The 14,602-nt window shown below is 46.4% G+C and carries 15 protein-coding genes and 1 riboswitch; of the genes, 10 read left to right on the top strand and 5 right to left on the bottom strand.

Translation table 11 applies throughout. From position 1 onward, the window contains the following. The first annotated feature begins 16 nt into the window (after nt 1-16). The gene (locus tag MKY42_RS27215; RefSeq protein ID WP_052016655.1) at nt 17-457 is read left to right on the top strand and encodes a DUF456 domain-containing protein; all 441 of its coding nucleotides are present in this window, start codon (nt 17-19) and stop codon (nt 455-457) included. A 60-nt stretch (nt 458-517) separates the two neighbouring features. Continuing rightward, nucleotides 518-2,146, top strand: a complete 1,629-nt coding sequence (locus tag MKY42_RS27210) for a polysaccharide biosynthesis protein (RefSeq protein ID WP_339846121.1) — start codon at nt 518-520, stop codon at nt 2,144-2,146. A 151-nt stretch (nt 2,147-2,297) separates the two neighbouring features. On the opposite strand, the gene MKY42_RS27205 is transcribed toward MKY42_RS27210, so the two are convergent. Then, a complete protein-coding gene (locus MKY42_RS27205) occupies nt 2,298-3,578 on the bottom strand; it encodes a DUF2515 family protein (RefSeq protein ID WP_339846118.1) in 1,281 nt (426 codons plus the stop codon). Between the two features lie 143 nt (nt 3,579-3,721). Between MKY42_RS27205 and MKY42_RS27200 the strand changes: the two genes are divergently transcribed. The 6 genes from MKY42_RS27200 (at nt 3,722) to MKY42_RS27175 (ending at nt 9,261) form a co-directional block, all read left to right on the top strand. Continuing rightward, nucleotides 3,722-4,066 carry a thioredoxin family protein gene (locus MKY42_RS27200; protein WP_076290917.1) on the top strand — a complete coding sequence of 115 codons (345 nt, stop codon included), beginning with the start codon at nt 3,722-3,724 and terminating at the stop codon, nt 4,064-4,066. Nucleotides 4,067-4,349: 283 nt separating this feature from the next. Next, complete coding sequence (locus MKY42_RS27195; RefSeq protein WP_279634329.1) at nt 4,350-5,300, top strand: COX15/CtaA family protein; 951 nt, start codon at nt 4,350-4,352, stop codon at nt 5,298-5,300. A gap of 221 nt (nt 5,301-5,521) precedes the next feature. Continuing rightward, nucleotides 5,522-6,250: a Cthe_2314 family HEPN domain-containing protein gene (locus MKY42_RS27190; protein ID WP_179263069.1), complete on the top strand. Its 729-nt coding sequence runs from the start codon at nt 5,522-5,524 to the stop codon at nt 6,248-6,250. A gap of 131 nt (nt 6,251-6,381) precedes the next feature. Beyond that, nucleotides 6,382-6,523, top strand: a riboswitch (SAM riboswitch). A 126-nt stretch (nt 6,524-6,649) separates the two neighbouring features. Beyond that, nucleotides 6,650-7,684: a methionine ABC transporter ATP-binding protein gene (locus MKY42_RS27185; protein WP_339846115.1), complete on the top strand. Its 1,035-nt coding sequence runs from the start codon at nt 6,650-6,652 to the stop codon at nt 7,682-7,684. Further along, entirely contained in the window at nt 7,685-8,344 is a 660-nt protein-coding gene (locus MKY42_RS27180) for a methionine ABC transporter permease (protein ID WP_090904523.1), read from the top strand. An 80-nt stretch (nt 8,345-8,424) separates the two neighbouring features. Then, nucleotides 8,425-9,261, top strand: coding sequence for a MetQ/NlpA family ABC transporter substrate-binding protein (locus tag MKY42_RS27175; protein WP_072735490.1), 837 nt, complete (start codon nt 8,425-8,427; stop codon nt 9,259-9,261). 168 nt (nt 9,262-9,429) lie between these two features. Here MKY42_RS27175 and MKY42_RS27170 read toward each other — a convergent pair whose 3' ends face one another. Further along, a complete protein-coding gene (locus MKY42_RS27170) occupies nt 9,430-10,434 on the bottom strand; it encodes a DUF2167 domain-containing protein (protein ID WP_090904522.1) in 1,005 nt (334 codons plus the stop codon). A 324-nt stretch (nt 10,435-10,758) separates the two neighbouring features. Between MKY42_RS27170 and MKY42_RS27165 the strand changes: the two genes are divergently transcribed. Continuing rightward, on the top strand, nt 10,759-11,538 hold the full coding sequence (locus MKY42_RS27165; RefSeq protein ID WP_090904521.1) for an SDR family oxidoreductase: 780 nt from the start codon (nt 10,759-10,761) through the stop codon (nt 11,536-11,538). A 68-nt stretch (nt 11,539-11,606) separates the two neighbouring features. Here MKY42_RS27165 and MKY42_RS27160 read toward each other — a convergent pair whose 3' ends face one another. Continuing rightward, nucleotides 11,607-11,852, bottom strand: coding sequence for a NifU family protein (locus MKY42_RS27160; protein WP_062324083.1), 246 nt, complete (start codon nt 11,850-11,852; stop codon nt 11,607-11,609). A gap of 81 nt (nt 11,853-11,933) precedes the next feature. Between MKY42_RS27160 and MKY42_RS27155 the strand changes: the two genes are divergently transcribed. After that, on the top strand, nt 11,934-12,188 hold the full coding sequence (locus MKY42_RS27155) for a YuzB family protein (protein ID WP_063566116.1): 255 nt from the start codon (nt 11,934-11,936) through the stop codon (nt 12,186-12,188). Here MKY42_RS27155 and MKY42_RS27150 read toward each other — a convergent pair. Together MKY42_RS27150 and mqnE are read right to left on the bottom strand one after the other, a co-directional pair. After that, nucleotides 12,185-13,246 carry an NAD(P)/FAD-dependent oxidoreductase gene (locus MKY42_RS27150; protein ID WP_076290910.1) on the bottom strand — a complete coding sequence of 354 codons (1,062 nt, stop codon included), beginning with the start codon at nt 13,244-13,246 and terminating at the stop codon, nt 12,185-12,187. The genes MKY42_RS27155 and MKY42_RS27150 overlap by 4 nt on opposite strands. A 220-nt stretch (nt 13,247-13,466) precedes the next feature. Then, nucleotides 13,467-14,573, bottom strand: a complete 1,107-nt coding sequence (gene mqnE / locus MKY42_RS27145; RefSeq protein WP_090904520.1) for an aminofutalosine synthase MqnE — start codon at nt 14,571-14,573, stop codon at nt 13,467-13,469. Between the last annotated feature and the right edge of the window lie 29 nt (nt 14,574-14,602).

Genomic DNA, 14,602 nt, shown 5'->3' with positions numbered 1-14,602 from the left:
GCTGTTTGCGGTGGGGATGGCTGGAACGGTATATCCCATACTGCCTGGTGCTATAGCGATTTTCTTCGCGTTTCTGGTCTATGGCTGGTTCTTCAGCTTTGATCCGTTTGGTGTATGGTTCTGGATTATTCAGATTTTGATCGTAGTGGTGCTGTTTGTGGCTGATTATGTCGTCAGTGCCTGGGGTGTAAAGAAATTCGGCGGCTCCAAATTATCAACGACTCTCAGTACGATTGGTGTCATCATTGGCCCATTTGTTATTCCGGCTTTTGGACTCGTACTGGGGCCATTTATCGGTGCGTTTATCGGGGAACTGATCGGAGGGTCTTCACCTTCCAAAGCTTCCAAAGTCGGATTTGGTTCCGTGGTGGGGCTGTTTACAAGCACCGTGATGAAAATTATTTTGCAAATCGTCATGATTGTTCTGTTTATTATCTGGGTGGTAAGATTCGCATAGACGTTCGGGAACGGCTTCATCTGGATGCACGTCGGTGTGGGGGAAAGAAGGGGAATTGGTTTGTCTAAGAAGGAAACATTCATTAGAGGTACGCTCATCTTGGCGGCAGCTGCGCTGATTGCGAGGGTACTCGGATTGGTTCAACGGGTGCCGCTGGAGCATATCCTCGGCGATATCGGTAACGCATCGTTTACCATCTCCAACACGGTATATTTAATGCTGTTAACTGTAGCTACAGCAGGCATACCGAGTACACTGAGTAAAATGGTCTCGGAACGTTATGCACTGGGACGCGCAGGTGAAGCACAACAAATCTACCGTGCAGCCCTGATCTTTGCGGCTGTAGCCGGGGTCGTTATGTCTGCTTTATTGTGGTTCGCAGCACCTTATTATGCGACGTATGTATCCAAAGTACCGGAATCGGTGAGCGCCATTCGAGCCTTGGCTCCAGCGCTGCTGCTCTTCCCAGCCATCGCAATGATGCGTGGATATTTCCAGGGTCGCGGCAATATGACAGCAGGCGGCATTTCACAGATTGTGGAGCAGTTTGCACGTGTAGGTACAGCGATTATCGTGGCGTTTGTGATGCTGCAATGGAATTATGATGATCAAACCATTGCGGCAGGGGCTTCATTTGGGGGCGTATTCGGAAGTATTGGCGCTTTTGCTGTCATGTTGTACTTCACCTTGAAGCTTCGCAAAAATGACCGTGCTGCGCAATTGAATTATGAGCGTGCGGAGCAATTGCCCATGCGGGGCATTTACAGTGATATTTTCAAACTTTCGATTCCAATCGTATTATCTTCACTCGCTGTTCCGGCAATTAACTTTATCGATTCATCGTTGGTAGTTCCACTGCTTAGCGGACGAATCGGACTGGAAGAAGCGACAGGAGTTCTTGCCATTCTTGGTGCCAAGGCCCAAAGTATTGCAGGCATTCCTCCGATTCTGGCTATCGCACTGAGTCAGTCGCTTGTGCCCGTCATTTCGGCAGCTTTTGCACGCAAGGATGAAGTTCATCTGAAAAATCAGGTGACGCTTGCTTTGCGCATTTCGATTCTGACAGGAATGCCAATCGTTATCGCTCTATGTGCGGCGGCATATTCCGTTAATGGTTTGCTGTTTACCAGCCCAGACGGAACACCGATCATTACATTGCTGACGTTCGGTACCATTTTCCAAATTACAATGATGACCACCAACTCCATTTTGCTTGGGGTAGGTAAACCACGGATTACAATGATCAGTGTAGCTGCGGGTATTGTGGTCAAACTCATAGCGAGTTTAATCCTGGCTCCGATTTTTGGCATCTACGGCATCATTATTGCGACAGCATTGTGTTTCCTGGTTATTACGTACCTCAATCTGCGGGTACTTCGAAAAATTGTTGATTTCTCGATCATGGGTGATCGCTGGAAAGGATTTATCATTACCGTACTGCTTGCAGCAGGTGTTGGTTTTGCGGCGAACTGGGCTGGCAACTCCATCTTTGATCTATTCCTGCCAGCACGTGTATCTTACCTTGTGACCTGTCTGTTTGTGGGGGCGCTTGTGGTTGTCGTGTACCTGGTGCTCATGGTTGTTCTACGTGTACTTCGACAAGACGAGCTGGGCAGTTACCCTCGTATTTTACAAAAAATACTCCGCCCACTTATGCGTCTACAACGTGGAGCCGGGCAGCGTGGATAATCGATTTAACACACAATACACACTTCGTTATATTTGTTGAAAAATAAGTACAAGCTCTGTCTGCTTTCATAGCGGACAGGGCTTTTTTGTAAAATCTATATAAAGGTAGTCCATTATAGACTTCTAGACATTCCCTGGTAAGGCTCTATCCTTAATGCGTTAAGGTTTTGGCATCATGGGCCAATGCCGTTTTCAGCATGCCATACCGATGCTCATGACTCATCTCAAACAGCCAGGGGCGGCGCGGGATCGTGAGATGACCGAGGCAATCGCGATTTTGCAGCCAATCCTGCCTGGTAATCGGTTCATACGGAGTATCACCCCATACGGCCAGCAATTCTGGACTATATAACCGTTGTCCTTCCGCTAACCATTCTTGGTGCAGCAGCTCGTGACTATAGAGCTCAGCTTCTCCGGCTTCATCTTTATGTGCGGTGAACAGACCAGGCCAGTATTCAGCACGTGAGCCACGGTGGGGAACCGAGCGTGCAAACTCCAATACTTGTGTGTACACTTGTTCCACTCCAAACAGCATCGCATATAAGCCCTTGCCAAACATTATCCGCTCATCCAGCTTGCCAAAATGTTCAATAACCCGGCCTGCAAGACCTTTTTCCCGTCCGAGTGGAAATACGATATGATTCAGCCCAGCCAGATTATGCAGATGAAATGCGGGTTTGGACAGCACTTGTTTTTGAAAATAGGGATGCTGCACGACCCGGCTCTCAATATAGTTCTGCTCATTAATAATTAAGGCCACACTAAGCAGCGAGCTGCATCGATCCAGCCAAAATCGTTCCCAAAATGGCGTCATGAACGCCGATACATGAAAATGGGACAACAAATGGAAACAGCTCCGGCCGATCCGCCGGCTATTCATATATAACAGAAGCTGGGGATAAGCATCCTGGAAAATGAGGGCATTGCATCGCTCCAGTAGTCGATACATGCGCTCACGGTCTGTTTGATTTTGCAGATTATGCATAAGGTCACTCTGAAGATCGGTCATGTGATATCCGCCGTTGCGGGATACCATATGGGCCAGCAGGGCCCAATGCAGCTCTGGATACTGTTCGTAACATTCCAGGTATGCTGCTGTGCGAGTGATGTTACTCCGGTTGTTTTCCTGCGTTAATGTTTTGATCTCTTCCAGAATAATGCAGTCCTCTTCACAGACCAGTGCACTGAGCGTATTTCGGGCAAAAGAACTTTCGTTTCCAGGCAATAGGCGCTCCACATCAGCTTGTAAGGTAGCAGCCATGTCAGAGTCCCAAGCCATATCACGCAAAGGATGACGAAGCTGTGCAGAGGCCTGCCAAGCCGCCTGTTTACCCCTCCATACTTCACGGGCGGCACCTGGGATGGACCGGACCATCTGCAATATCGACCCGTGATGGGCAGATTCGGAGGAATCCGTTTTAACGGAAGTCATGACATGACCTCCTTTCCTGATAATCTGATTATTGTTTTAGTTTAACAAGCTGTTGATATCAGTATGCGCCGAATATTTGACTTCCACTCCGCAATTTGCTTCACTAAGAGGATAAGACAAGGTATAGAAAGGAAGATGTTGTGATGGAAAAGATTACATCGAAACCGGAATTTGATGTGGCAATCCAATCTCCGCGTTTGACTGTAGCTGTATTTAAGGCAGATTGGTGTGGTGATTGCAAGTACATCGATCCGTTTATGCCTGAAGTTGAAGAGAAGTTTGCTCGTGAGCTGAAGTTGATTGAGGTCGACGTAGATCAGGTGGGTACAGTGAGCGAAGAGCAAAATATTCTGGGTATCCCCAGCTTTGTAGCTTACACGGATGGCCGGGAACTCGTTCGTTATGTGAACAAACTGCGCAAGTCGAGAGAAGAGATTGAGCAATTCCTGCAGCGTGCAGTTGAGGTGTATAACACGATTCATAAATAAAGCATGACAGGTTCACCATGTTAAAGGTTATAATTAAAGGAACGCCATTTCTCTTGAAATAGGGAAGTGGCGTTTGTATTTTTAACATTTTTCGGGGAAGCTAATGACGTACATAGCCTTGATCAATGGAGGGTCAACTTTTCGAAAGACGTTAACATTTTGTCACAAAGCGCGGGCGTCAATGACACATTTATCCGGTATAATGAATTTAGTTGTGAAATAAGTGTCAAAGTACCGAATCAAGCGGAGGATGTAGTTCTTCGCCATCTTAAACCAACAGCGGGTGAGAAAAAAATTGAAGCACTTAACCTTGTTTAAATGGTTAACCGTATTAACCTGTCTTGTCATGTTTCTGGCCACATTTGGCGGAGGCGTTGTAACCCGAACGGAATCGGGCCTCGGCTGCGGTGCAGAATGGCCTTTATGTAACGGAAAACTTGTGCCTGCACACACGGTTGCCTCACTTATTGAATTTTCCCATCGCGCCGTTAGCGCACTGGCAGGACTGTTGTCCATAGCCTCTTTTGTAGCATTTTTGCGGTTTGGCAAATCACGCCGTGATCTGCAGTTGTTTTCATTGTTAACGCTGATATTTGTGATTGTCCAGGGAATCATGGGGGCTTTTGCCGTCGTATTCTCCCAATCTTCCGCAGTCATGGCACTGCATTTCGGGTTTGCCTTAATCGCTTTTGCCAGCTCCTTGATGATGGCGCTTGGTATTCGGCAGGAGGCTCGCCATGGTGGATTGGAACGACTGAATCGATATCCGCGAGTCAGCAAAGGGTTCCGAAATCTGGTATGGTTTTCCACGATCTATACGTACCTCGTGGTATATACTGGAGCATTTGTGAGCCATACGGATTCTGCTGGAGGCTGTTCAGGCTTTCCGCTCTGTAACGGGCAGATTATTCCTGAGCTCTCGGGAGGCGTAGCTGTTGCTTTTGCTCACCGGGTGGCGGCTGTTTCATTAGTAATCGTCATTGCAATTCTCGGCCATTTTGCGTATCGCAAACATCCGGATAACACGGAATTAAGAGCGCTCGGCGTCATTTCTGTTGTACTGGTTTTATTGCAAGTGGTCATTGGTTTTGGACTGATGCTCACGATGAACCGTCCGGAAGTGTATATGTTCGTGGCGCTGGCGCATATGCTGGATATTGCCATTTTGTTCGGCGTATTAACTTATATGAGTTTCCTGGTGTATAAGCTGCATCGGCCCGTTAACCGGTTCTAATCTATATCCGAATTATTGTAGTTCAGGGGATGAATCCAGTGAAGTTCACCATCCGATGATGTACATCATTGGACAGGTGAACTTTGTTTGATGTCAGGCGTGTCAGGGCACCCTATTGTAAGCAGCGGTCATACGTTTACTCTGATTCCGATTTTGTTTAATATGATGAATTATTATTATTATTATTTTATGATCTGCAGAGTGGAAAGAGGAGGCTATATATGCTGCGAACGTTGCTGGGTGAAAAGCCACGTAAGAACGAAGGCATACTTAAGGACGCGATGGAGGCGATGGCGGATACGCTTGAGCTATTTCAGCGACAGATGCATGTGGACCATGATCCTACCCATGATTTTCGTAAACTGTATATATGGACCCAGGGACTGATCTCTTCGCTGGATGAACTGGAGCAAAGCTGTTTTGCAGCTTCCCATTTCCGTCAGAAAGTCAAAGCGGGCTCTACGGATGATATGACATTACCAGAAAAAGCAGAGTATGCCCGTTACGTCTATTTCTATAAGGATGGCTTCATCCGATGTTTTGCCATTCTGGATAAGTTAGGTACAGTGTTGAATGAAATGTTTGAGCTGAACACAACCAACGTTAAAACACATTATTCTTACTTTACCGTATTAAGACAGTTCGGATATGACAAGCAGCATTATGTTCTTGCCAACGAACTCATCCAGATTAAAGATTCCTACCGTGAGCCAATGAGCAAATTACGTAAACGACGAAACATGGAGATTCATTACATGAATTCCGAAATGCAGGATGATCTGTGGCAGCTACACCAAACTTTGCAGGGGAAAGTGAAGCTGGAGGACCTGGATCAGCATCTTTTGGAACTCCGCGAGGGCGTAGACATGGTATGTAAGACGTTAAAAGCAGCGTACGGCTACATCAACAAGAAGTGGCATAAGCAGGGAGTGGCTCAACCGCCAAAGTGATTTGAATTGTAATATTTGCCTTTGACAAATCGGAATACTTGGATTATACTGAGTTCCTGATTGACAGTTAGATGGAATTAACATTTATGACATTAACATTATAACTACTACTGAACTTATAAATTAAATATTTCTTATCGAGAGCGGCGGAGGGACAGGCCCGATGAAGCCCGGCAACCGATTTATAACTGCATGACAGCTGTGTCATACTTTATAGATGTTAGGTGCTAATTCCTACAAAATGGTGCAGGGCACGATTTTGGCAGATGAGAAGGTATAATCTTTCACGTGAAGAGCCCTTTTTGTTTCTGCAAAAGGGCTCTTTTTTTGTACGATGAAGGGGAGTTTTCCTTTCATTCGGGTAAAGATACATGTAGGCAGTGGGAAGGAGCAGTAATTTTGATTGAATTAAAAGGTTTAACCAAGACGTACGGTAAAGGTTCAAAAAGTACGACGGCCTTATCGGAACTAAATTTGAATATCCGCAAGGGTGAAATATTTGGAGTTATCGGTCATTCCGGTGCAGGCAAGAGTACATTGATCCGTTGTATCAATTTGCTCGAACGCCCCACGGCAGGCGAGGTTTGGGTTGATGGTATCAACCTAACCGATCTCAATAAGTCCGATTTGCAACAACAACGGCGTAAGATCGGCATGATTTTTCAACACTTTAATCTGTTATCCTCAGCTACGGTATATGATAATGTGGCTTTTCCTTTGAAGCTCGTTAATACGCCCAAGGCTGCCATTGATCGGAAAGTGAAGGAAATGCTCGCATTGGTTGGGCTGGAGGACCACAGCAATAAATATCCGGCCCAGCTGTCAGGCGGACAGAAGCAAAGGGTCGGTATTGCGAGAGCACTCGCGAGTGATCCGAACGTGCTGTTGTGTGATGAGGCCACATCGGCACTTGATCCCCAGACAACCGATTCGATTCTGAAGTTATTGCTGGATATCAATGAAAAGTACAACCTCACGATTGTGCTAATCACCCATGAGATGCACGTGATCCAGAATATCTGTGATCAGGTGGCGGTTATCCATCAGGGAGGCATCGTGGAGCAAGGGCCGGTGACGGAAGTATTCCTCAAGCCACAGCATGCCATTACGCGTGACTTTATGATGCGGGACCATGAGGTTGGAATTGCATTGGAAGAGACCGCTCTGGCGAGTGCAGATGTCTCATTACAGACGGACGGAGCTTCTAAGCTTGTGAAAATATCCTTCCTGGGCAATAAAACCTATGAGGCGATTTTGTCCAGAACGGTTCGTAAAACAGGAGTGGATTTCGCCATTTTGCAAGGCACCATTTCAACCATCAAACAAGTTCCCTATGGACAGCTGACCGTTCGGTTCGAGGGACAGTCAGATGAGATTAATCTCACCATTAAAGAGTTAGTGGATCAGGGACTTGATGTGGAGGTGCTTCGTTAAATGGATTTTTCAACGGTACGTTGGGAAGAAATCGGTAAGGCTTCGATTGAAACACTGCAAATCCTGGGAGCATCGGGCTTGTTCACGATCATCATTGGTCTGCCGCTAGGCGTATTGCTGTTTATGACGGCAAGGTCGGCTTCGATCCAGTCCCAAGTGGTGTACACGATATTATCGTTCATTGTAAACATTCTGCGCTCAGTGCCATTTATCATTTTGATTGTTGCACTCATTCCGTTTACGCGTTCACTGGTCGGCACAGCTACAGGAGTGCTGGGTGTCATACCACCGCTCGTCATTGCCGCAGCTCCATACTTTGCCCGATTGGTGGAAACTACACTGCGTGAAGTGGATCGTGGCGTCATTGAAGCGGCACAGGCGATGGGCGCTTCAACCGGACAGATTGTACGGCGCGTACTTCTGCCAGAGGCATTGCCGGGTCTGTTAGCCGGGATCACCATTACAATCGTTACCCTTGTTTCCTACACGGCGATGGCGGGAATGGTTGGTGGTGGAGGTCTGGGAACATTGGCAATCAACTATGGATACTTCCGTTATCAGTATGAAATTATGATTATATCCGTTGTATTTATGGTCATTCTGGTGCAAGTGCTTCAGATGGCTGGCGATCGTTTGGTTAAATGGTTCACCAGGAAATAACACATATATAGCATTTGCCTGATTCGGTATCGACTTGGTGCAAAATGCAAAAAAAATTTATTGGAGAAGGGGTTTTACACATGAAAAAATGGTCTTTTGCTCTACTTAGCATTATGCTGATCGCGGTTCTTGCGGCTTGCGGAAACAACAAGGATTCCGACAGCGGCGCTGACAATGCTGGAGGCGCACCGCGCACCGTAGAATTGAAAGTGGGAGCATCACCAACACCACATGCTGAAATTTTGGAAAGCATCAAGCCTGAACTTGAAGCTGAAGGCATTCGCTTGCAAATCGTGACTTTCAATGATTATGTTCAACCTAACCAACAGCTTGAAGATAAACAACTGGATGCGAACTTTTTCCAACACCAGCCTTACCTGGATACAGAGAACAAAGAACGTGGTTTCCACCTCGTTGCTGTAACACCTGTGCATGTTGAGCCATTTGCTGGCTATTCCAAAAAAATTAAATCATTGGATGAGTTGAAAGACGGCGCAAAAGTAGCCATTCCTAATGACCCATCAAACGGCGGTCGTGGACTGTTGTTGCTTGCAAAAGAAGGACTTATCACGCTGAAAGACAACACAAATATCACTTCTACGATTCAGGATATTACAGCTAATCCGAAAAACCTGAATATCATCGAGCTGGATGCAGCCATGATGCCTCGTCAACTGGATGAAGCAGACCTGGTATTCATCAACGCCAACTACGCGCTGGAAGCCAATCTGAACCCAGAGAAGGATGCGCTGTTGATTGAGGACCTGCAAGGTAACCCTTATGCAAACATCCTCGTATCTCGTGAAGATAACAAAGATGCAGATGCTATCCAAAAACTGGCTGCAGCTCTGCATTCCGAAGAAGTTAAAACATTCATCAAAGATCGTTATCAAGGTGCTGTAGAACCTGCGTTTTAAGCTGAACGATTAAGCTGAAAATACATTGTATACTCGGCTCCACATGTTATGGAACTACTAAAGAAAGCCCTGCATTCTCTTTATGGAGAATACGGGGCTTTTTGTTGTGTACATCATATTAAAGAGTGCTTCGATGTAAGAGCACTTTAAGTACGTTACTTATAAGCTTTAATGTTTATTCGGATTCGGATCAGTATCCGAACGTCCATCTGTCTGTTGGCTATCAGAATGTGTGGACTCCTGTCCAGCAGCATGCTGTTGGTAAGCTTCTTCAGCAGGAGAAAGCGAACTCTGATCTTCTGGGTCAGCATCCTTTTTGCGGCCGGTCAGCTTGCGACGAATCCATCCGAATGCACCAACAATAGCGGCCACGATGACAAACCATCCTTTTTTGAGCAAAAGCAATAATCCAACTTTCTTAGCTACAGCTACACCAGCACCACCGAGAATCAGACTGGTCAGGCCGAGTTCTGATTTTTTGTCTATCGATGCATCAAACTCTTCATAGGTGTTTCCTTTGGTCACGTTGAGTTGGTTAAGCACGGAGCTTTCAAACTGTTTACGGTTTTCTTCAAAATTGGCACTATCCGTAACAAGGATAACACCGATGTATCCCTCGCGGGTGAGTACATTCACATTGTAATTGACGAGTTTTTCCCGCTCTGCATCCTCAAGGCCAAGAGAATAGATCAATTGATGTTTGGTGCTGTCATAGGCGGGCTCAATCTCCCACCCAGTGATAAACAGCTGATTTTCGGGTGATGTTTTCTCATTTTGTTCTTCTGTTCCTCTTTTGTAGCTATCGAGCAGTTCATCGGCGTCCAGATCGTCTTTCTCACTGTCGTCGACATGACCGGTATCGTTATATTCAAAGATCACATACCAGTTAGAGTTTTCGCCGGCGCCATAGATACTTCCAATTTCCGTTCCATTGGGGAAGGAGTCGGTGTCCTCCAGAAACCTTTGGGTGTTAGCTGCATCGAGATAGGATAGGTTTTCGGCTACGGTTAATGTTGCTTTGTTATCAAGTACTACGTTTGAAGGCCCGTCAATCCATTGATAATCTTCGGTGGAGCTATTGCTTTCACTTTCTGCAGATACTGTGGTCGAGAATGGACCTTGAAATGAGGCGATAAGCAAAATTGTGAGTAGAGAGGCTAACCATCTTTTCATTTACGCTATATTCCTTTCGAAGGTGTCATGCAATGTTGTCATTTACATGAACATATGTATTGTGTCGTTATATTCATAAGAAAATAAGGACTTATCGACATTAACATAGGCATCCGGACCAGACAAGGGAATTCTGGAGATAAAGGGTAAATTTTACTCCGAAAGACCTAATTCATTTTATTTTAGTTGTTTGAAAGCTGAGTATTTAGTCCTTAATTTACACTCTTTTGCAAATGGTACAGATTGGTGGGAAACGCGAGTTGTGGGGGGATGATAAATCTTTTATACTGGATGAGTGACTGCTCTTTGAAGAGGGGGATGAACGTGAAGGGAAAGATTGCCCTCATAACGGGAAGTGCCAAAGGTCTTGGTAAAATGACGGCCCTCAGTCTGGCGGATCAGGGTTGCCATATTGCGCTGAATTACGTACATAGTCGTACGGAAGCTGAGGCGTTAGAGGCTCAGATCGTAGCCAAGGGTGTGCGGTGTATTGCCGTCCAGGCCGATATTTCCAAGACAGAAGAGATCACCATGCTGGTTGCAACGGTTGAAGAGAAACTGGGCAGCATTGATATTCTCGTGAACAACGCGGGTCCTTTTGTCCGTGAACGTCGACTGTTTGCCGAGTATTCCGTAGATGAGGTTCAGATGCTTGTGCAAGGAAACCTGCTTGGACCGATGTTGCTGGATCAGCGTGTATTGCCGGAGATGCGGCGCAAGCAGTGGGGACGAATTATCCACTTTGGCTTCAGTCATGCGGGAGAAGCGAGGTCATGGCCTCATCGGGCGGTTTATGCAGCTGCGAAGGTAGGTCTGGTTTCATTTACAAAGACACTTGCTGTGGAGGAAGCTCCCTACGGCATTACGGTTAATATGGTCTGTCCAGGTGATATTCGCGGTGCTAACAAAGAGAAAACGATTGATGAGATGGCAGGTATAACCGACGAGGAAACGCCGAGAGGACGTCCTGGAAGCGGTGAAGATATTGCGCGGGTGATTACTTATCTGTGTCTGGATCATTCCGATTTTATAACCGGTAACATTATGGATGTATCTGGAGGACTTGATCCGATTCGTCCTAACATACAGCGTGAGGATGCATAGCACAAAAAAAGAGCCCTCCGCTTCAGGTGAAGCGAAAGGCTCTTGAGGTTTATTTCGTGAAGGATTGATTAGAATACTTGTACGACTTCTTCGACACCGTCAACTTCTTCAAGAAGGGCACGTTCAATCCCGGCTTTTAAGGTAATGGTGGAGCTTGGGCAGCTGCCGCAGGCACCGACCAGTTTCAGCTTAACGATGCCATCCTCTACGTCGACCAGTTCCACGTCACCGCCATCGCGTTGCAGGAACGGACGAAGTTTGTCAAGCACGTCAGATACCTCATCATACATGGTGCTTTGTGCGTTTTCGCTCATTTTTTTTCAACTCCTTTCCTCACTATATTATATTACAAATGGCCATAAATTAAAATGGTCAAACAAAGCAGGTGAACCTACATGAGACCGATTATTGAATTTTGTGCCAATAATATGCATTTTGGCACAGATGAAGTCATGGATCAACTGGAAGAAAATCCAGACTATGATGTGATAGAATACGGCTGCCTCAGCAATTGCGGCCAATGTTACATGACTCCATTTGCACTGGTGAATGGCGAGTTAGTCATCACTGATAAAGTGGAGGATTTATATAACGCCATTTTGGCCAAAATTGCCGAAGCCGATGCCTGGGATGAGTTGGATCTCGATTAACCGAGATGACGCTTGGACATCCAGAGCACGCCGCTTTTTAAAATACGTGGCACACGTCCCATCATGGACGTCTTGCCCATCAGCCCAAATCCAGCCTTCTTGCCGAGTGCACCGAGTGTGCCACGAAGCTTGAGCGGCTGCGGATTGGGCTTTTCGCCTTTCCAGAGGGCATGCTGAATATGGGCGATTTGTTCACCCTGTACTTCGGCAGCCTGACCGCTTGGTGCATAAGGCACGCTGGCGCAATCACCTACTACATAGACATCGGTATATTCCGGAATTTGATAATATTCGTTCAGTACGACACGACCTTGTGGATCCTTGGTCACATCGAGATCCTGTACGACTTTTACGGGCTGAATTCCGGCAGTCCAGACTACCGCATCCGTTAGAATTTCTTCATCTCGGTTGAAAATGGCGTTTGGTTCAAGTCGGGAAATGGCAATATGCCCACGTGTCTCGACCTGATGTTCGCCGAACCATTCATGAACATAAGCAGACAAGCGCTGCGGAAAAGCGGATAATACACGTTCACCACGGTCCAGGATGCTGATGTTCAGGTCCGGTCTGCTCTCACGAAGCTCGGCAGCCATCTCGACGCCGCTCAATCCACCGCCGACGATATGCACATTACCATAAGCTTTAACTTCGTTAAGACGAAGGTAGGTTTCCCGTGTTTTGCTGAAGCTTTGAATTGTACAGCTATATTCCTCGGCTCCCGGCGTATTGTGGAATCGGTCTGTACATCCAAGTCCAATTACGAGCTTGTCATACTCCAACGGGTCCTGGCCTTCAAATTCAATCTGACGCTGTTCCAAGTCGATCGAAGTTACTTCTCCGTAACGATAAGTGACTTTGTCACTAACTGGAAATTGGATACGCAGGTCATAATCGGATACGGTCCCTGCGGCGAGTGCGTAATATTCAGTTTTCAATCCTTGGAAGGGACTGCGGTCCACCAACACGATTTGTGTATCTGACGGGATCTTGCCTTCCAGAAGTTCCTTGATGATCGTGAGGCCACCGTAGCCGCCTCCGAGAATGACGAAATTTTTCATGACTCGGCTTCCTTTCTGCATCAGTCCCGTGTGAACGGGGCTGTAACCTGTGGAGCAGCTATGCAATAACATAGCTGCTCCTGTTTTTTAATCTGGATTTGAAATAATTGAAAATAGGCATTTAAAATTACAGATATGCTTCAGCAATCTGCACCACTCCATGCCAAACGCTCCCGGGTAGAATGAAAGTCGCTTATGGGAATGATGCTCATGCTACATGTTATTCGTACACTTGAATTTCATTGTAGAACGTATCACGTTCTACCGGAATGCGTCCAGCACCCTTAATTAACCAAATAAGCTCTTTGCGGGTAAGTCCTTCAGGCGTTAGTGCACCTGCTGCATGACTAATCCGTTCGCGAACGATTGTGCCGTGTGCATCCGAAGCGCCGAATCCCAGAGCGACTTGAGTCAGCTGTGGACCAATGTTGATGAAGTAGGCTTTGATATGATCAATGTTATCCAGCATCAGACGGCTGATCGCAATCGTTTTGAGATCCTCGTATGCAGAGTTACGACGCATGATGCTGGCGTTTTTGCTTTTCGGCTGCATGGAAAGCGGGATAAAGACCATAAATCCATTGGTTTCATCTTGCAATTCACGAATCTGTACCATATGGTTGACACGATCTTCATAGGACTCAATGGATCCATAAAGCATCGTGGTATGGGTGCGCATGCCCAGATGATGAGCAGTACGGTGCACTTCCAGATAACGGTCAACGTTCGCTTTGTTTACGCGCATTTTTTTGCGGTATTCATCGGACAGGATCTCAGCGCCGCCACCAGTCAGTGATTTCAGACCTGCTTTTTGCAGTTCTTGTAGTACTTCCTTGATGCTCAGTCCGCTGATGCGAGTGAAGAAATCAATCTCGGCCGCTGTGTAGGCTTTCAGCGTAACGTCCGGATATTTCTCGTTTAAAGCACGCAAGGAATCGACATAATATTGAAAAGGAACATGGTTGTTATGTCCGCCTACAATATGGAACTCGCGTACACCTGGGTGAATATGCTGTTCTACGTAATCAATCATTTCCTGACCGGACAACGTGTAAGAGCCTTCTTCGCCCTGATCTTTGCGGAAGTTACAGAAAGCGCAGTGAGCTTCACATACGTTAGTAAAATAAAGGCTCATGTTTTCAATAAAATAAACTTTCTTGCCATTCTTACGCAGGTTGGCCTCATTGGCCAGTTGGCCCAAAGTCAGCAGATCATCCGATTCATACAGATAAACGCCGTCTTCTACGGTCAGCCTTACGCCGTTCTGCACTTTCTCAATGATTTCAGCCATTCTTTTGTCTGTGAACGGTGTTACCAATGTAGACATGTTGTATCCTCCTATTCTTAACCGGAATC

The organism is Paenibacillus sp. FSL W7-1088, from assembly GCF_037969855.1.
GTDB lineage: Bacteria > Bacillota > Bacilli > Paenibacillales > Paenibacillaceae > Paenibacillus.
Note: the sequence above shows the minus strand (reverse complement) of the source record. Positions and strands in the feature narration are given on the sequence as shown.